This window comes from Pontivivens nitratireducens (genome assembly GCF_014235845.1).
Lineage (GTDB): Bacteria > Pseudomonadota > Alphaproteobacteria > Rhodobacterales > Rhodobacteraceae > Pontivivens > Pontivivens nitratireducens.
Window position 1 is genome coordinate 193,802 of record NZ_JACJUQ010000006.1, and the last position, 17,333, is coordinate 211,134.

The window sequence follows — 17,333 nt, forward strand, 5'->3', positions numbered from 1 at the left end:
CCGGTCAGCCTAGGGGCAGAATGCCGTGCAGGCGACGATTATCATGGGTGCTGCGCAGGTCCGGTTCACCGGTGGCTCCGCGCCAGCCGCAGCGCCTTGGCAAATACAGTCGGCAGATCGTCGGGGTTTGCAGCTTCGACCCACAGGCCGCGATCGGGCGTGGCGGTGGAGGTTGCGACCGCGACGGTCAGGATCAGGTGAAAATGGGTGAAGGTGTGGCGCACCTCACCCACGATCTGCCAGTTCGCTGCGAGCGGCGGCGCAGGTTGTGGATCGTCGGAAAAATCGGTGGAGGGCAGCGCAAGCATTCCGCCCAGCAGACCCTTGGGTGGGCGCGTCTCCAACAACTCCGCGCCGTCGGGGCGGCGGGCGAAATAGGCGGTGCCGTGGCGGACGGGCTTGGCCTTTTTCGGTCTTTTGCGCGGCAATTCGGTGGCGATGCCGGCCAGACGCCCCTCGCATTCGGACATCCATGGGCAGATGCCGCAGGCCGGGTTGCGTGGGGTGCAGATGGTCGCGCCCAGATCCATCACCGCCTGCGCGTAATCGCCGGGGCGGACTTGCGGCGTATGGGACGCCGCCAGCGCGCGCAGGGTCTGCTTGCTGTCGGGCAAGGGCTCCACCACGGCGTGGCGTCGGGCCATCACACGCTCCACATTTCCGTCCAGCACCACCGCAGGGCGGTCGAAGGCAATGGCCGCGATGGCGGCGGCGGTGTAGGGGCCGATACCGGGCAGGGTCAGCAATTCCGCCTCCGTATCGGGGAAACGACCGTCGCGCGCCGTGACTTCGCGGGCGCATTTGAGCAGGTTGCGTGCCCGCGCATAGTACCCAAGACCCGCCCACGCGGCCATTACGTCCTCATCCGGGGCGGCGGCCAGATCGGCGACGGTGGGCCAACGGGTGGTGAACTTGATGAAGTAATCGCGCACGGCGGCAACCGTGGTTTGTTGCAGCATCACCTCGGACAGCCAGACGAAATAGGGATCGGCCCGGCGGTTCGTGCTCCCGCCGGCCATGGGATCAGTCACCGGAGGCACGCGCCACGGCATCGCGCGGGCATTGGCGTCGTACCAGTCAAGCAGAGTCTGCGCGTCCATGTTTTCCTCGACCACGGGGGATGTTATCGTGCCCGTCGTAACGGGGGACAGGAACGTGCGCAAACCGGGCAAGCCGTCGCAGCCGCGACGCAGCTGGAAATTCACGCAGGCGGGCAGCCTGATCGCGCCGCAATTGCGCAAGGCCTCGGAAAAGCGGGGATTTGCGCATACGCGGCTGTTGACCGATTGGGATGAGATCGTCGGCCCGCAGATCTCGGCACTCGCCCGGCCGGTCAAGGTCGGCTACGCCCGTCAGGGATTCGGTGCGACGCTGACGGTTCTGGTCAGTGGCGCCGCCGCCCCGCAGGTGCAGATGATGGCACCTCAGATCCTGGAACGGGTCAACGCCTGCTATGGCTACGCGGCGATCAGCAGGATCAGCCTGACGCAATCGGCACCCGGTGCCCAGATTCCAAACATGGCGCAGGGCTTCGCGGAGGGGCAGGCTAGCTACAATCCGACTGCGCCCCGCCTGCCGGAGGAGCGGATCGAGGCCCTGCGATCAGACCTTCGTGAGGTTGGCGATGACAGCTTGCGTGAGGCTCTGATGTCCTTAGGTAAAAACATCGAGAGCAAGTCGCTCTAACGCGAACGTATAATGGGGGAATACCCGACATGACGACGATCTTCACACGCCGCACGGCGATCGCGACCGGGGCGGCCTCCGGGCTGATGCTGAGCGGACTGCCCGTCTGGGCGCAGGACGCTGCCACGGGTCAGGCCGAGGCGACCGGCCCGGATACCCGCGCCTATGTCATGGGCGACGCCGACGCGCCGGTGCACGTGATCGAATACGCTTCGCTGACCTGCTCGCACTGTGCCCGGTTCCATTCAGACGTGCTGCCGCAACTGCGTGAGGATTACATCGAGACCGGCAAGGTCAAGTTGGAGTTCCGCGAAGTCTATTTCGACCGTCTGGGCCTGTGGGGCGGTATGCTGGCGCGCTGCGGCGGCGGAATGCGCTATTTCGGCATTGTCGGATTGCTGCTGGAGCGGCAGGCGGACTGGACCCGCGTTTCCTCGGGCGAGGAAGCGATCGCGGCGATGCGGCGCATCGGGCTGGAGGCGGGTCTGACCGACGCGCAGATGGACGAATGCCTGCAGGATTCCGCGCTGGCCGAGGCGCTGGTCGCGAAATATCAGGAGCATACCGAGGAATATCCGATCACCGGCACGCCGTCCTTCGTCATCGACGGGGAACTGAACTCGAACATGAGCTATTCGGATCTGTCGGCCAAGCTGGACGCGGCGCTGGGCTGATCCCACGCCGGGCGAGCGGAATAGAGGGGGGCAGTGCCGGATGGCGCCGCCCCCTTTCATTTGTAAAGGGCGGTGCCGACGCCAGGGTCTGCCATGCCAGTGGATATGTTCACCGAATATACTGGCGGTCCGAACAATTGGCGAAGGCCCCTTCCAGCTTACCCTTTATCGCGACGCTCCGTAGATATCGGGAGCGACGTGCCAAGCGCATGAAGCCAAACCGCATGAGAGATGTGTCAGGCGATCAGGCGTTGCTGGCATAAAGGCATAGCATCTCCAACGCGATGGTCGCACCGGCCAGGGCGGTGATCTCCCCCACATCATAGGCGGGGGAAACCTCGACCACGTCGCAGCCGACCATGTTCAAACCGTGCAGACCGCGCAGGATGCTCATCGCCTTGTGCGTGGACAGCCCGCCGATGACCGGGGTGCCGGTGCCCGGCGCGCAGGACGGGTCCAGCGCGTCGATGTCGAAGGTGACATAGCAGGGCGCATCGCCCACACGCGCCCGTATCGCGGCGATGGTGTCCGCCGTCGGGGTGTCGTTGACGGTGAGGGCGTCGCGCACCTCGATCCCCATCGGGTCGTCATTGGTGGTGCGGATGCCGACCTGAATGGACTTCGCCGGGTCGATCAACCCCTGTTCCACGGCGTGATAGAACATCGTGCCGTGATCAATGCGGGTGCCGTCGTCCTTCCACGTGTCGGTATGCGCGTCGAACTGGATCAGAGCCAGCGGCCCGTGCTTCGCGACATGCGCCTTCAGCGACGGATAGGTGGTGAAGTGATCGCCGCCGATCAGCAGGGTTTTCGCGCCCTGTGCGTGGATATGCGCAATCGCCGCCTCGATCATGGCGGGCGTCTGTTCGGGATGGCCATGCTCGATGTGAATGTCGCCCCAGTCGCCGACCGCCAGGCGCTGGAACGGGTCGAAACTGGACGGCCACGCCCGCGCCCAGGCCAGGTTCGTGGAGGCGGTGCGCACCGCGCGCGGGCCGAAGCGGCTGCCGGGCCGGTTCGTGACCGATGTGTCGAAGGGCACCCCGACCACCGCGACATCCACCCCGGTCAGCTCGCGTACATATTTGCGCCGGCAAAAGCTGGTGGCCCCGGAAAAGAACATCTCGTCATGGGTTTCCGCCTTCAGATCGGTGGCGGTAAAGGCGTAGTCCTTGCGGTGGTCCATGAAATCTCTCCCGGTGAGGTTTGCGTGCACAGTTGCACCTGCACTGCATATGCTGTCCAGACGTGCTTTCACTTTCTGAAAATATCCCCGCCGGAGGCATCCTGCCGTCAGCGGGCCTGCGGCGCGGATATTTGGGGAAAGTGAAAGGCAGCAACTTGACGCCCCGGCGCGGTGGGCGGATCATTCCGGCATGAACATCACGCAAAGCATCGACGGCCCCGGTCCCGCGCATGAGCGGGTCTATCGACGGTTGCGAAACCGTATCCTGCACGGTGAGATCGAGCCGGGGCAAAGCCTGACCCTGCGCGGTATGGCGGAGGAGATGGATGTCAGCATCACCCCCGTGCGTGAGGCCCTGCGCCGTCTGGCGGCGGAGGGGGCGGTGACGCTGTCGAAATCGGGCCGAATCTCCACCCCCGCTCTGACGAACGAGCGGATCGAGGAGTTGGCCGCCATCCGTGCCTTGTTGGAGCCGGAACTGGCGGCGCGTGCCTTGCCCCGCGCGCATATGGCGCTGATCGACCGGTTGCAGTCCATCAACGGTGAGATTCAGCGTCTGGTCAGTGAGGGCGCGCGCAACGGCTATGTGCGCGCGAACATGGAGTTTCATCGGACGTTGTATCTGCGCGCGCAGGCCCCCGCGATGCTGGCCTTGACGGAGACGATCTGGCTGCAGTCTGGCCCCACCCTGCGCGCGATGTATGCGCGCCAACAACAAACCCGCGCCGTGGATCATCACATGAAGATCATCGCGGCGTTGAAGGCGGGCGACGAACCGGGCCTGCGGTTGGCGATCCGCGCCGATGTGACCGGCGGATTGCGGATGCTGGTCAGTTGAGGCGCCTCATCTGTGTCGTGATGCTGGCCCTGACCGCGTGTGGCAGCGGCGACAAGCGCCGTGCTGGCGCGGTGGATGGCGCGCTGTGCGGCGATCCGCGGCTGCAGGGCGAAGCGCTGCCCCCGGTGATCGACGGCGGGGCCTGTGCGATCGCGGCCGCCGTCCGGGTCTCGGCCATAGGCACCGTCGCCATCGGGGGCGCTCCGGTGATGGACTGTCGGACGGCGCTGGCCTTTGCCGACTGGACGGCAGGCGGGCTGTCGCGTGCTGCCCGCAAGGGCGGGCGTAAGGTTTCGCGCGTTGACACGGTGGCCAGCTATGCCTGTCGCAACCGCTACGGGCGGGCAGGCGGGCGGATCAGCAACCATGCGCTGGGCCGCGCGGTGGACGTGTCTGCGGTGGGCTTCACCGATGGCAGTCGTTTGAGCGTTCTGCACGATTGGACCGATACCACCATCTTGCAGGAGGCGGCGGGGCACGCCTGCGGGCCGTTCGACACCGTACTGGGCCCCAATTACAACGCGGCGCATCGCGATCACCTGCATCTGGATGTCACCGACGAATATGGCGGCGCTACGTTTTGCCGTTAGCCCGTGCTACAAGAGTCTGATCAATTCGGAGAGTTTCATGCCCCGCGTCGCCCTGTTCGTCACCTGCCTCGTCGATATGTTCCGGCCTTCTGTCGGGTTCGCCACCGTAAAGTTGCTGGAGGATGCCGGGTGCACGGTTGAGGTGCCTGAGGCGCAGACCTGTTGCGGACAGCCTGCCTACAATTCCGGCGACCGGGCGACGGCGGCACAGATCGCGCAGCAGGTGATCGTAGCGTTTGAGAGCTATGATTACGTCGTGGCACCGTCGGGCTCGTGCGCGGGCACCATCGTCAAGGATTATCCCGATCTGGTGCAGGGGGCATGGGTGCCACGTGCGCAGGCGCTGGCGGCGAAAACGCATGAGATCACATCCTTCCTCGTGGACGTGCTGGGCGTGGAAAGCGTAACCGCCGACATGCCGCGTCTGGCGACTTATCACGACAGTTGTTCCGGCCTGCGCACCCTTGGCGTGCGGGACCAGCCGCGCAAGTTACTCGCCTCGACCGGGGTCACCGTGCGCGAGATGGATGAGGCGGAGGTCTGCTGCGGCTTTGGCGGCACCTTCTGCGTGAAATATCCCGACATCTCGGCCAGCATGGTCGCGGACAAGGTGCGCCATGCCACCGATACGGGGGCGGAACTGTTGCTGGCCGGCGATCTGGGGTGCCTGATGAACATGGCCGGCAAGGCCAGTCGTGAGGGGCGCGGCATCGAGGTGCGGCACGTGGTCGAGGTTCTGGCCGGAATGACCGACACCCCCGCCATCGGAGAGCCGAAATGAGCCTGCACGCGTCCACCACTCCGCAGTTCAAGCAGAATTCACGCGACGCGCTGGCGGATGAAAACCTGCAAAGCGCCCTGCGTTCCGCCCGCAACGGCTTCGTCGGCAAGCGCGCCATCGCCCGCGCAAAGATGGGGGAGGATGAATTCGATGCCCTGCGCAACCGGGGCCGCGATTTGAAGAATCACGTTCTGGCCAATCTGGGCGATTATCTGGAGGCGTATGAGCGTGAGGTCATAGCCTCGGGCGGGCATGTGCACTGGGCCGAAACGGCCGCGGATGCGCAGGCCATCGTGCTCGACATCTGCCGCAAGGCAGGGGCCAAGACGGTCAACAAGGGCAAGACCATGATCTCGGAGGAATGCGGGATCAACGACCACCTTTCCGCCAACGGGATCACGCCGGTCGAAACCGATCTGGGCGAATACATCATCCAGTTGCGTGATGAGACGCCCAGCCACATCATCGCCCCGGCGGTGCACGTCACCGTTCCGCAAGTGCGTGAGGAGTTCCTGAAGGCGCACACCCATCTGGACCCGGACCGCGATCTGTCCGGCCTCGACACTCTGCTCAAGGAGGCCCGCGCCGTCCTGCGCGCGAAGTATTTCGAGGCGCAGGTCGGCATCACCGGCGCGAACATGCTGATCGCGGAAACCGGGCAGAGCGTCATTGTCACGAATGAGGGCAATGGCGATCTGAGCCAGAGCCTGCCCAAGGTGCACATCGTCATGGCCTCGATCGAGAAAATCGTGCCGACGATGGAGGATGCGGCCACAGTGCTGCGCATCCTCGCCCGCTCCGCCACGGGGCAGGACATGAGCGTCTACACCACCTTCAGTCAGGGGCCGCGCCGCGCGGGCGATCCCGATGGCCCCGAGGAATACCACGTCGTCCTGCTCGACAATGGCCGGTCCAACATGCTGGGCACGGAGTTTCAGGACATGTTGCGCTGCATTCGCTGCGGGGCCTGCATGAACCACTGCCCGGTCTATCAGACGGTTGGTGGTCACGCCTATGGCTGGGTCTATCCCGGCCCGATGGGCGCGGTTCTGACGCCCAGCCTGATCGGGGTGGAGGAGGGCGGCCACCTGCCCAACGCCTCGACCTTTTGCGGACGCTGCGAGGATGTCTGCCCGATGCGAATCCCGCTGCCCAAGATGATGCGTCACTGGCGTGAGCGTGAGTTCGAGAGGAACCTGACCCCCGCCGCCACCCGCTGGGGCCTGGGCATCTGGGGCTGGTTCGCGAAACGCCCGGCGCTCTACCGGCTGGCGACGCGCGGTGGCATGGCCGGGTTGCGCTTGCTGGGACGGGGGCGGGGCCGCTTGGGCAAGGTGCCGCTGGCCGGCAGCTGGACCGACGCACGCGACATGCCCGCGCCGCAGGGCGATACCTTCATGGCACAGTGGAGGGCGAAGCGATGAGCGCGCGTGATCGTATCCTCGGGCGCATCCGGCGCGTGGCCACAGGCGACGACATTGTCTGGCAGGGCGGCGGGGCGACGCCCGCAATCGCGCGGACCAGTGGCGCGGACCGGGTGGAGCGTTTCATCGCGCAGGCCACCGCTGCCGACGCCACGGTCACCCGTCTCGATGGATTGGCGGACCTGCCTGCCGCGCTGGCCGAGGAATTGCGCAACCGCAACCTGCCCGCCGCAATCCGGCACGGGGCGGAGCCGGACTTCGCCGCGCTGGACTGGGGCACGGTGGCAGCATCGCAGGGCATGGGCCGAATCGATGAGCCCGCCACCCTGTCCAAGGCCCGCTGCGCCATGGCGGAAACCGGAACGCTGGTCCTGACCTCCGGCCCTGACAATCCCGTGACGCTGACCTTTCTGGGCGAGACGCATTTCGTGGTGGTGGATGCGGCGGATATCGAAGCCGGGTTCGAGGGGGTCTTCGCCGACCTGCGCGCGGCAGGATCCAGCCCGCGCACGGTGAACATGGTGACGGGCCCGTCGCGATCCGCCGATATCGGGCAAGTCCTGCAACTGGGCGCCCATGGACCGATCGCGTTGCATATCTTCGTGCTGGGCGCATGAGGTCCGCGCTGGATGATCACGCGGCCAGTCTGCCCGGCGCGTTCATGGTGGTGCAATGGGGCGACGCCCATGTCTACAAGGTCGGCCCCCCGGAAAAGGCGAAGGTCTTCGCGATCCTGGGGCTCCAGGCGAACCGCGTGACGGTCAAGTGTCAGGACGTGGACACCGCCGATTTCCTGATCGAGATCGGGGCCGCAGAGCGGGCGAAATACCTGCCGCGCGGCGGGTGGGTGTCCTTCGATCTGAACGATACGGCGCTGGACGATCTGCTGGTCCGGATCGACACGTCCTACGACACGGTGCGCGCCGGTCTGGCGAAGGCTGTCCAGGCCGCGCTGCCGCCGCGCTGATTCTTCTGTCTCCAAATATCCCCTTCGGACATCCGCGCCGCACGGGGCGCGCAAGTATTTCACGGATCGTGCACGCGCCTCTTTATCTCCACCGGTTTATCGACTAAGGGACAGCTTCGCGCGGCGCTTACACCCCTGGAGGATCGCCGCCATGAAACGGATTTTAGGAGAAAGCCAATGGCTGAGAACACGATTCTCGAAGCAGTGGCGCGTGATGCATCGGGCAAAGGGGCTGCTCGGGCTGCGCGTCGTGAGGGGCTGGTCCCCGGTGTGATCTACGGTGGCAACGCGGAGCCGCAGTCGATCAGCGTCAAGTTCAATGAGCTGCTCAAGCTGCTCAAGGCGGGCAAGTTCCTGTCCACGCTGATGAACGTCAAGGTCGACGGCAAGGACAACAAGGTCATCTGCCGCGCCGTTCAGCGCGACATCGTCAAGGATCTGCCGACGCATGTCGATTTCCTGCGCCTGTCCGATCGTAGCCGCATCAACCTCTACATCCCCGTCGTGTTCGAGAATGAAGAAACCTGCCCCGGCATCAAGAAGGGCGGCACGCTGATCGTCGTTCGTTCGGAAGTCGAGCTGAAGGTGACCGCGAACAACATTCCCGACCAGCTGGTCGTGGATTTGGCCGAGTTCGAGATCGGCGACACCATTACGATCTCCGACATTACCCTGCCCGAGGGCACGCGCCCGATGATTACCGGCCGCGATTTCGTGATCGCGAACATCCAGGCGCCGGGTGGCCTCTCCACCGAGGATGAGGACGAAGACGGCGAGACCGAGGTCATCGAACAGACCGATGATACGGTCATGAACGACTGATCCGGTCCCATCTGTGGACCTGAGGACGCGCACCGCTTATTCCAAGCGGTGCGCGTTTTCGTTTGTGAAGGGGATATCGCCATGAAACTGTTCGTCGGACTGGGCAATCCGGGCGCGAAATACGCGCGCAATCGGCACAATATCGGCTTCATGGCGTTGGACCGTCTGGCCTGGGACCATGGGTTCGGGCCGTGGCGCACGAAGTTTCAGGGCGATGTGGCCGAGGGGCGTCTGGGCACCGAAAAGGTCTGGCTGCTCAAGCCCGCGACCTTCATGAACAATTCCGGTCAGTCGGTGGGTGAGGCGATGCGCTTCTGGAAGATCGACCTGCCGGACCTGAGCGTGTTTCACGACGAGCTGGATCTGGCACCGGGTAAGGTGCGGGTCAAGCAGGGCGGCGGTCACGCGGGGCATAACGGCCTGCGCTCGATCCACGCGCATGTCGGCCCGGATTATCAGCGGGTGCGGTTGGGCATCGGCCATCCGGGTCACAAGGATCGGGTGTCCGGCTATGTCCTCTCCGATTTCGCCAAGGCGGAGGAAGGCTGGCTGGACGACGTGCTGCGTGGCGTCAGCGATGGCGCGGCAGAGCTGGCAAAGGGCGATAGCGGCCGGTTTCTGAACGCGGTCGCCCTGCGCGTCGCTCCGCCCCGGTCGTCGAAATCCAAACCCGGGCAGGCGGCCTCGGATCCGGTGCCGAAGGCCGGTTCTGCGCCCGCAGCCCCCACCGAATCCCCCACCGACGAGCGCAGCGCGCTGGAGCGTCTGGCCGATCGGTTTCGACGATAACCGCCGGGTTTCCCTTTACACTTCCGCAATGCTATGAGCGCGGATCGAACGGCTGTGCCACGGCGCACAGATTCCTCCTGAAAGGATTTCCATGCTTCTGGCCCCTTACCTTCAACGTCACTTCAACAACTGGTTCCGCATGGATGGACCGCAGGTTCGCACCGAGGTGCTGTCGGGCATCACCGTGGCGCTGGCCCTGGTGCCCGAGGCGGTGGCCTTTGCCTTCGTCGCCGGGGTGGAGCCGCTGGTCGGACTGTACGCCGCATTCATGGTCGGTTTGATCACCTCGCTGTTCGGGGGACGACCGGGCATGATCTCCGGCGCGACGGGGGCGTTGGCCGTCGTGATGGTGGCACTGGTGGCGGAGCATGGCGTGCAGTATCTGTTCGCGACCGTGGTTCTGATGGGGATCATTCAGGTGATCTTCGGCGCGCTGCGATGGGGCAAGTTCATCCGGCTGGTGCCGCAGCCCGTCATGATGGGCTTCGTCAACGGTCTGGCGATCGTGATCTTTCTGGCCCAGTTGGAGCAGTTTCAGATCGCGACCCCCGGTGGCGGGCACACCTGGCTGCAAGGGGCCGATCTGGCGCTGATGCTGGCGCTGGTCGGGCTGGCCATGGCGATCATCTGGCTGTTGCCGCGCATCACCCGCACGGTTCCGGCCCCGCTGGTCGCGATCATCGGCGTCTGGGCTGTGGTGGAACTGCTGGGCCTCGACACGCGCAACGTGGGCGATCTGGCCAGCATCGAGGGTGGCCTGCCTACCTTTGCCATCCCGATGGTGCCGTTCAACATGGAAACGCTGGGGATCATTCTTCCCTACGCGCTGATCCTCGCCGGGATCGGCTTGATCGAAAGCTTGCTAACCCTCAACCTGATCGACGAAATCACCGAGACGCGGGGCCGCAACTCCGTCGAGTGCGTGGCGCAGGGCGCGGCGAACATCGTTACCGGTTTCTTTGGCGGCATGGGCGGCTGCGCGATGATCGGGCAGAGCATGATCAACATCTCGTCCGGGGCGCGGCACCGGCTGTCGGGCGTCGTGGCGGCGCTGGCGTTGCTCAGCTTCATCCTGTTCGGATCGGCCCTGATCGAGCAGATCCCGCTGGCCGCGCTGACCGGCGTGATGTTCATGGTGGTGATCGGAACCTTCGCCTGGCGGACGTTCCAGGTCATGCGCAAGGTGCCGCTGTCGGATGCGCTGCTGATCGTGGTGGTGACCGGTGTGACGGTGGTTGAAGATCTGGCCGTCGCGGTGGTCGTGGGCATTATTCTGGCCTCTTTGGTGCATTCCTGGCGGGTCAGCCGCCTGGTCAGCGCGCGCACGTGGCGCTCCGATGATGAACGGGTGAAGACCTATCACCTGAACGGTCCGGTGATGTTCGCCTCCACCGACAAGTTTCGCGAGTTGTTCACGCCCAAGACCGATCCCGCCCGCGTGATCGCCGATTTTACCGACAGCCGCGTCTGGGACATGTCCGGGGTCGATGCGCTGAAATCACTGGCAGAGCGGTATATTCGTGAGGGCAAGACGCTGGAGTTCCACGGCCTCAGCCCCGATTGCGCCAAGCGTCTGGGCGATTATACGCGGCTGGTGGTGCGCGATGAGGAGCACGATCCGAAATACGAACTGTTCGTGGATCGCGACAACCCGCCGGGCGCGCCAGTCGGGCACTGAAATCGCCGGGTCACGCTTCCAGTCGCGATGCAGCACAGATGCGGCAGCGTGACTCGTCTGTATCGGTGCTCGGTTCGGAATGAATGCCCGGCCAAGCGGGCCGCCGTCACAGGCGCGTAACCGATTGTGTCGAAGTGTGTTGCTGCGGAGGCGATGACCGCAGCGGGGCGTCTCACCGTCCAAGCGAGACAGTGGAGGCGAGGTCCGCGCCTGATGCGCGGGCCCCGCAAGGTCTGGGTCAGGCAGCCTTGGCGGCGAGGCGCTGATTCATTGTCGGCAGATTGTTGAGCGAGTGCAGATGCAGGTAGCACAGCTCCAACTCATCCGTCTTGGCCATCTCGGCCAAAGTCTCGGCCGGGACCTGCCGCAGGGCGTCGCGCTTGATGGTCTTGAACCCGGTCAGGCTGGATTGCTTGCCCTCCGCATCGCGGAACTGCGCCTGTGCGGGCTCCAGCAAATCCAGCTGCGCCAGACGCTTCGCGAACATCTGGGTGCGGTTGAACTGCGCCTGATAGTCGGACGTGAACTTCAGCATCCGCTCCAGATATTCGGTCCGCTCGCCCTGACTGTCGAACAGACGCTCGCCCTTGCCGTCCTTGTTGAAGCCCTCGAACTCCTCATCAATGCACAGCGTGAAGGAGGAATTGTCCTCCGTCGCGGCGAAGACAAAGGGATAGCGGCGCAGGAAGGCGGGGATATATCCGCTCAGCCATTTTCCGTTTTCGCCGATATGCGCGTTCTCACCATCGCGCTGGCCCAGAATGACCGAGGGGAAGATCGCGTCGTCCTCACCCGCGAAAACGATGGTATGCTCGCCCGCCGCGGCCGCGAATTCGGCTGCCAGCAATGGCACGGAGTTGATTCCGCTGGCAAAGGAGAAATCGCGGCCCGCCAGAACGGACCAGTCTCGATGCGCTTCCGACGAAACAGGTACTGCGCGCTCGTAGATCATTAGTTGTTTGGTCATTGGTCGTCGCTCCCGGACAGTCTTCGGTTTGAATTCGTTATCGCAAATGATGTGCACCATTCATAGCCTAATAGGAGGGGAATCATGGCGTGACCGTGGCCTTTGACACGCTTCGCTATAGTTTCCTGTCTCTAACCAGCGGTGGAGGTTGAATATGAAGTGGCGTGGTCGCCGTGCGAGCAGGAATATTTCGGATCGGCGCCGCTCTGGCGGCAGGGGTGCGGGACGCACCGTCGTCGCTGGCGGTGGCATCGGGGCGGTTGTCGTGGTTCTGGCCGGGCTGGTGTTCGGGTTCGATCCGTCCTTCATCCTCAACAGCGGTCTTCTGGACGGGGGGCCGGTCCAGCAGACCAGCGCGCCATCCGGCCCCAATCGGATAGATGATGAGACGGAGGAGTTCGTCGCCGTTGTCCTGGCCGATACCGAGGAAGTCTGGACCGACCTCTTCCAACGCGCCGGTGCCAGTTATCCCCGGCCGACACTGGTCCTGTTCAGCGGCGTCGTGGGGTCCGCCTGCGGTCAGGCGTCCAGCGCGGTCGGTCCGTTCTATTGCCCGGGTGACGAACAAATCTACATCGACCTCGATTTCTTCGACGTGATGGACCGGGAGCTCGGCGCGCGCGGTGATTTCGCAAAGGCTTACGTGATCGCACATGAGGTCGCGCATCACGTCCAGAACGTGCAAGGCATCCTGCCCGAGGTGAACGCCCAGCGACAGCGCGTCAGCGAAACCGACGCCAACCGCCTGACCGTGCGGCTGGAATTGCAGGCGGATTGCTATTCGGGGATCTGGGCCAATCGTGCGGAACAGATGTTCGACACGCTGGAGCCGGGCGACATAGCCGAGGCGATGAATGCCGCCGAGGCGATCGGCGACGACGCCCTGCAGCGCCGCGCTCAGGGCTACGTCGTGCCCGACAGCTTCACCCACGGAACGTCGGAACAACGCATGCGTTGGTTTGACCGGGGATACCGCACAGGTTCCGTTTCGGACTGCGACACGTTTGCGGAAACCGAACTCTAGCCCGTCGGGGGGCGTTGATAGGGTGAAGCACTTAATGTGAGGGAATTTTCATGCTGATGAAATTGCACGATCTGACCACCCTGTCGACGGAAACGCCGGGTGGCGAGGCCGCCAAGGTTCGCGGGCTCTACCTGACGGCGGAGATGAATGTCCGCGAGGTTGTCGTGGACATGAACGGCTTGCTGGACCTGCGCACCATCGCCATGCCAGCGGCAGCGTTCGGAACCCCCGATGTGGAGGCCGGAACATGGCCCGTAGACATCACGACCGAGGCAATCAAGGGATGTGAGCCGGTTCGCCAGGAACCCGAATCCGCGCTGGAAAAGGTTAAGGACATGGTCTTCTCACCCCTGCCAGAAACGCGCGGCACCTTGCGTTCGGGCGAAGCCTACAAGGGCCTGTCCCTCGACCTGAACGAAGGTCCAGTGGGTCGCGTGCTGGACATCGTTGTCGATACCGATACCATGATGGTTCCGTTCGTAGTGGTGGAAACCGGATCGTGGCTTCCCGACCGGCAAGTGCTCCTGCCCACTGCGAAGATCAATTCGATCAACTGGGACGATGGCAAGGGCAAGGTCGATGCAACGCAGGAGGAGATCAGTGCCGCCCCCGACGTGTTCGAGAACGACCAGATTACCACTACGGGATCAGGCACCTTGCTGACATATTACGGCATCGGAGCATGAGGAGTATTTGAACCCCCGTCTGACATATGGCCTGCGCCCGTTGACCCGCTTGACGCGACGCGACTGGTATCTTGCCATGGGCCGTATCATTGATGGTGTGGGTGGCCGATCGCTGTTTCTGGCGGCCGGCGGAATGGCTTTCTTCGCGACGCTGTCGATCTTTCCGTTTCTGGCGTTTTTGATCGCGACATATGGCTACGTCTCCGATCCGACGATCATCCTCATTCATATCAACGAGATGAGGGATTTTCTGCCCCCCTCTGCATTCGACCTTATCCAAGGTCAGTTGATGAGCATCCTTTCCACCGAAAGGTCCGATCACGGCTTGCGCGGTTTGTTGTCCATCCTCTTTACCTTGTGGTTCGCACGCGCCGGTTCGAACGCGCTTTTGGAGGGGTTGAACCTGGTCTTCTCAGATCGGGAACGCAGGACATTTCTGCGCCATACGGCAACGGCGATCATCCTGACCCTGACCCTGATCGGCATCGTTATTTTCGCCCTTCTGGCGCTGGTCGCGATGCCGGTGCTGTTCGCGTTCGTCCCACTGCCGGGCAGCACGGAAATACTGGTGCAGGCAGTGACCTACGGAATAGGTCTGGGGGCGATGACGCTGGCGATCGGGATGTTGTACCATTTCGGCCCGAACCGACGGGGTGAGCGGTTGCCGCTTTTTTCGTTCGGGGCAATCGTGGCGGCGATCCTGTGGATGTCAGTCTCGGCGATGTTTTCCTATTACCTGGGAAATTTCGGCAATTACAATGAGATATATGGTTCGATCGGCGCGGTTGCCGCCCTGATGATGTGGTTTTTCGTTACCAGTTTCATCGTCTTGTTCGGCGCATTGCTGAACCGCGAGATCGAACGGGCACCACGCTATTGGCGACCGCAAACTCCGGTGGAGAGCTAGAGGTTCCTGTGACACCCGCGCATCACAGCACATATAGGTCACCTTCTCTGGCTGCGCCGGAATCGGGGAATTCGCGGCGCAGTTCCGCTTCGATCGCGTCCAGTGCACTATCCGTCAGGGACGGGGCGTGATGAAACAATCGCCAGGATGTCACATGCGAGGCTGCGCAAATCCGGGCCACGTCCTGCCACGAGGAATGCCCGTAGCCGCGATATTCCGTGATCTCTGCCGGGGTGAACATCGTGTCGAGAACGGCCAGATCGGCGTCCCGCAACATGTCCGCCATAGAGGCATCGCCCTGCGCATCGCCAAGCTCGAAGTCGGGGGCGAAGACGAAAACCCGGTCGCGATATTCGATACGAAATCCATATGCGACTGACGGGTGGTTGAGGCGATACGGAATGAGATGAGCGCCGCCTTTCAGAGCGATCCGGTCGCCTGTCGCAAAGCTCTCGAACGTCAATCTGCCGGGATGGCTGTCCAGCTCGTTGGGGCAGAACGGTTGGGAAAACAGTTTGTTTAGAATGGTTTGCGGCCCCTCACCCGTATGGGCGGTGCCCCCATGGACATTCAGGTGCGTCCGCGCCGACCTGAGGGGAGGAAAAAAGTTCAGCCCCAGCACATGGTCGTAGTGATAGTGGCTTAGAAACAGGTCCATATCCTGCGAAGCCTCACCGCCTATTGTATCCCCCAGCCGCACGATCCCGGTTCCGGCGTCCAGAATCGAGATCTGCCCGTTGATCCTGACGCTGACGCAGGTGGTGTTGCATCCGGCGCGCTGATGATCGGGGTGGTAGACGGGGATGGAGCCTCGGGCGCCCCAGATCTGGACTTCGAATTCCGACATGATCGTCCTCATCGTGCCGGAAAAGCCTGCCGTCCCTCGGCCATCCGGTCCATGGTGAGCCCCCACCAAGTCACGGAAGTCTGTGCGAATGGCGGCGCTCTGTCAAATATCGCGGCATCCTGTGGTGCTGTATCCATCTGGAAACAGGGCATTCTCTCACTCCGCGCCATCCAGTCGCGGGCCGAAACGACGCGCGGCGATTGCGGCGGTCGCGCCGTGCAGCAGCGCACTGGCCAGCGCAGTCAGGGTCGCGATGGCGACGATGACCTCGCGGTGGGGCAGGGACTCGATCTGATCGACGATCAGCAGCGCGAACAGCACGGTCGCCAGCCCACGCGGCCCGAACCATCCGATGAACAGACGCACCGGCCCGCTGGCATCCGTGCCGATCAGCGACAGCCAGATCGCGACCGGCCGCACCACGAACAGGCTGGCACCAATCAGACACAGCACCGGGGCCGAGATCGCATCGACCGCCCGTGGCACCAGCGCCAATCCGATAAGCAGGAATGTCCCGAGGGTGAGTATCGTGCCCTCGGACTCCATGAACTCACGCAGTTGATGATCGCGGCTGTCCTGCGTCGCCCCGAACCCCGCCCCTCCGGCAAAGGCGGCGAGAAATCCGTTGCCACCTGCGATGTCAGAGATCAGATAGCACAAACCCGCCATTGCGATCAGGGCGATCCCCTCATACCCGGCGGCGCTGAACCCACGGTTGCGCGCCCATGCCAGACAGCGGCCGCCGCCCCATCCCAGTGCCGCGCCGATGCAGATGCCAAACCCGATCTGCCAGACCGTGAACAGCAGCCAGTTCTGGTCCTGCACCTGATGAAGCCCTCCCACGGACAGACCTCCGAACAGCAATACCGCCGGCAGGGTGAGGCCGTCATTCACGCCGCTCTCGACGTCCAGCGCCCGGCGGACACGTCGCGGCACGGCGGGATTGGTTACGACAGCCTGCCCCAATGCGGCATCCGTAGGGGCCAGGATCGCCGCGACCAGGGCAACCTCCCAGTACGGCCAATCCGGCAACAGGACGATGCCGACCAGTGTGCCCAGTAACATCGCCAGCGGCAGGCCGAGCAGCAATGTGCGCTGCGGCCAGACATGCCGCCTTCGCAGGGCGCCAATGTCGATGATGGAAGCATCGGAAAACAGAACGATCACCAGGGTGATTTCGGCGAGGATGTGCAGGGCCTTCTGCGCCCCGCCCAACTGAAAGACGTCCATCTCCGCCAGCAGCCAGCCCAATATCAAAAACAGCATCGGTCCGGTCAGTACGCTTGTCGTCAAACGCCGTGCGAAGGCTGCGTATAGCAGCGCGACTGCACCGATGATGAGGAGTCCGGTCTCTTGCGTCATCGAAATCCGCCCGTGTTTGTATGGCCGCCACCTTCGCCCCCGGCGTCGCGTTGAGGCAAGCGACGATCCGACTGCGCGCGCAGAGCGGATGCACCATCCCTACGA

The 17,333-nt window shown here is 63.8% G+C and carries 19 protein-coding genes; 14 read left to right on the forward strand and 5 right to left on the reverse strand.

Features of this window, described 5'->3' with window-relative positions; genetic code table 11:
- Nucleotides 1-65 precede the first annotated feature (65 nt).
- Nucleotides 66-1,100 carry an A/G-specific adenine glycosylase gene (locus tag H1S03_RS09305; RefSeq protein WP_185804219.1) on the reverse strand — a complete coding sequence of 345 codons (1,035 nt, stop codon included), beginning with the start codon at nucleotides 1,098-1,100 and terminating at the stop codon, nucleotides 66-68.
- Between H1S03_RS09305 and H1S03_RS09310 the strand changes: the two genes are divergently transcribed.
- Entirely contained in the window at nucleotides 1,099-1,686 is a 588-nt protein-coding gene (locus H1S03_RS09310; protein WP_185804181.1) for a DUF721 domain-containing protein, read from the forward strand. The two genes, H1S03_RS09305 and H1S03_RS09310, sit on opposite strands and share 2 nt — an antisense overlap.
- A 29-nt stretch (nucleotides 1,687-1,715) precedes the next feature.
- Nucleotides 1,716-2,360 (forward strand): DsbA family protein, encoded by a 645-nt coding sequence (locus H1S03_RS09315; RefSeq protein ID WP_221892654.1) that lies wholly within the window; start codon nucleotides 1,716-1,718, stop codon nucleotides 2,358-2,360.
- Between the two features lie 244 nt (nucleotides 2,361-2,604).
- Here H1S03_RS09315 and speB read toward each other — a convergent pair whose 3' ends face one another.
- Nucleotides 2,605-3,546: an agmatinase gene (gene speB, locus H1S03_RS09320; RefSeq protein ID WP_185804182.1), complete on the reverse strand. Its 942-nt coding sequence runs from the start codon at nucleotides 3,544-3,546 to the stop codon at nucleotides 2,605-2,607.
- Between the two features lie 190 nt (nucleotides 3,547-3,736).
- Here speB and H1S03_RS09325 point away from each other — a divergent pair, with 190 nt between their 5' ends.
- From H1S03_RS09325 to H1S03_RS09365, 9 genes are all read left to right on the forward strand, one after another.
- Nucleotides 3,737-4,384: a GntR family transcriptional regulator gene (locus H1S03_RS09325; protein WP_185804183.1), complete on the forward strand. Its 648-nt coding sequence runs from the start codon at nucleotides 3,737-3,739 to the stop codon at nucleotides 4,382-4,384.
- Nucleotides 4,381-4,974, forward strand: a complete 594-nt coding sequence (locus H1S03_RS09330) for an extensin-like domain-containing protein (RefSeq protein ID WP_185804184.1) — start codon at nucleotides 4,381-4,383, stop codon at nucleotides 4,972-4,974. The genes H1S03_RS09325 and H1S03_RS09330 overlap by 4 nt, the downstream gene beginning before the upstream one ends.
- A gap of 37 nt (nucleotides 4,975-5,011) precedes the next feature.
- The gene (locus H1S03_RS09335) at nucleotides 5,012-5,755 is read left to right on the forward strand and encodes a (Fe-S)-binding protein (protein WP_185804185.1); all 744 of its coding nucleotides are present in this window, start codon (nucleotides 5,012-5,014) and stop codon (nucleotides 5,753-5,755) included.
- Nucleotides 5,752-7,179, forward strand: coding sequence for a lactate utilization protein B (locus tag H1S03_RS09340; RefSeq protein WP_185804186.1), 1,428 nt, complete (start codon nucleotides 5,752-5,754; stop codon nucleotides 7,177-7,179). Before H1S03_RS09335 ends, H1S03_RS09340 begins: the two co-directional genes overlap by 4 nt.
- Entirely contained in the window at nucleotides 7,176-7,796 is a 621-nt protein-coding gene (locus H1S03_RS09345) for a LutC/YkgG family protein (protein ID WP_185804187.1), read from the forward strand. The genes H1S03_RS09340 and H1S03_RS09345 overlap by 4 nt, the downstream gene beginning before the upstream one ends.
- Nucleotides 7,793-8,146, forward strand: a complete 354-nt coding sequence (locus tag H1S03_RS09350; RefSeq protein ID WP_185804188.1) for an MmcQ/YjbR family DNA-binding protein — start codon at nucleotides 7,793-7,795, stop codon at nucleotides 8,144-8,146. The genes H1S03_RS09345 and H1S03_RS09350 overlap by 4 nt, the downstream gene beginning before the upstream one ends.
- A gap of 177 nt (nucleotides 8,147-8,323) precedes the next feature.
- Complete coding sequence (locus H1S03_RS09355) at nucleotides 8,324-8,968, forward strand: 50S ribosomal protein L25/general stress protein Ctc (RefSeq protein WP_185804189.1); 645 nt, start codon at nucleotides 8,324-8,326, stop codon at nucleotides 8,966-8,968.
- Nucleotides 8,969-9,049: 81 nt separating this feature from the next.
- A complete protein-coding gene (pth, locus tag H1S03_RS09360; RefSeq protein WP_185804190.1) occupies nucleotides 9,050-9,757 on the forward strand; it encodes an aminoacyl-tRNA hydrolase in 708 nt (235 codons plus the stop codon).
- A 91-nt stretch (nucleotides 9,758-9,848) separates the two neighbouring features.
- Complete coding sequence (locus H1S03_RS09365) at nucleotides 9,849-11,435, forward strand: SulP family inorganic anion transporter (RefSeq protein WP_221892655.1); 1,587 nt, start codon at nucleotides 9,849-9,851, stop codon at nucleotides 11,433-11,435.
- A gap of 238 nt (nucleotides 11,436-11,673) precedes the next feature.
- On the opposite strand, the gene H1S03_RS09370 is transcribed toward H1S03_RS09365, so the two are convergent.
- The gene (locus tag H1S03_RS09370) at nucleotides 11,674-12,402 is read right to left on the reverse strand and encodes a SapC family protein (RefSeq protein ID WP_185804191.1); all 729 of its coding nucleotides are present in this window, start codon (nucleotides 12,400-12,402) and stop codon (nucleotides 11,674-11,676) included.
- A 154-nt stretch (nucleotides 12,403-12,556) separates the two neighbouring features.
- On the opposite strand from H1S03_RS09370, the gene ypfJ reads away from it, so the two are divergent.
- Genes ypfJ through H1S03_RS09385 form a run of 3 tightly spaced genes read left to right on the forward strand, consistent with a single transcriptional unit; the run spans nucleotide 12,557 to nucleotide 15,019 of the window.
- Nucleotides 12,557-13,426 carry a KPN_02809 family neutral zinc metallopeptidase gene (gene ypfJ / locus H1S03_RS09375; RefSeq protein WP_185804192.1) on the forward strand — a complete coding sequence of 290 codons (870 nt, stop codon included), beginning with the start codon at nucleotides 12,557-12,559 and terminating at the stop codon, nucleotides 13,424-13,426.
- A gap of 50 nt (nucleotides 13,427-13,476) precedes the next feature.
- On the forward strand, nucleotides 13,477-14,112 hold the full coding sequence (locus H1S03_RS09380) for a PRC-barrel domain-containing protein (protein ID WP_185804193.1): 636 nt from the start codon (nucleotides 13,477-13,479) through the stop codon (nucleotides 14,110-14,112).
- Nucleotides 14,113-14,119: 7 nt separating this feature from the next.
- Nucleotides 14,120-15,019 (forward strand): YihY/virulence factor BrkB family protein, encoded by a 900-nt coding sequence (locus H1S03_RS09385; RefSeq protein ID WP_185804194.1) that lies wholly within the window; start codon nucleotides 14,120-14,122, stop codon nucleotides 15,017-15,019.
- Between the two features lie 22 nt (nucleotides 15,020-15,041).
- Here the strand turns inward: H1S03_RS09385 and H1S03_RS09390 are convergent, their stop codons facing one another.
- Together H1S03_RS09390 and H1S03_RS09395 are read right to left on the reverse strand one after the other, a co-directional pair.
- Nucleotides 15,042-15,866, reverse strand: coding sequence for an MBL fold metallo-hydrolase (locus tag H1S03_RS09390; protein WP_185804195.1), 825 nt, complete (start codon nucleotides 15,864-15,866; stop codon nucleotides 15,042-15,044).
- Nucleotides 15,867-16,022: 156 nt separating this feature from the next.
- The gene (locus H1S03_RS09395; protein WP_185804196.1) at nucleotides 16,023-17,228 is read right to left on the reverse strand and encodes a cation:proton antiporter; all 1,206 of its coding nucleotides are present in this window, start codon (nucleotides 17,226-17,228) and stop codon (nucleotides 16,023-16,025) included.
- Between the last annotated feature and the right edge of the window lie 105 nt (nucleotides 17,229-17,333).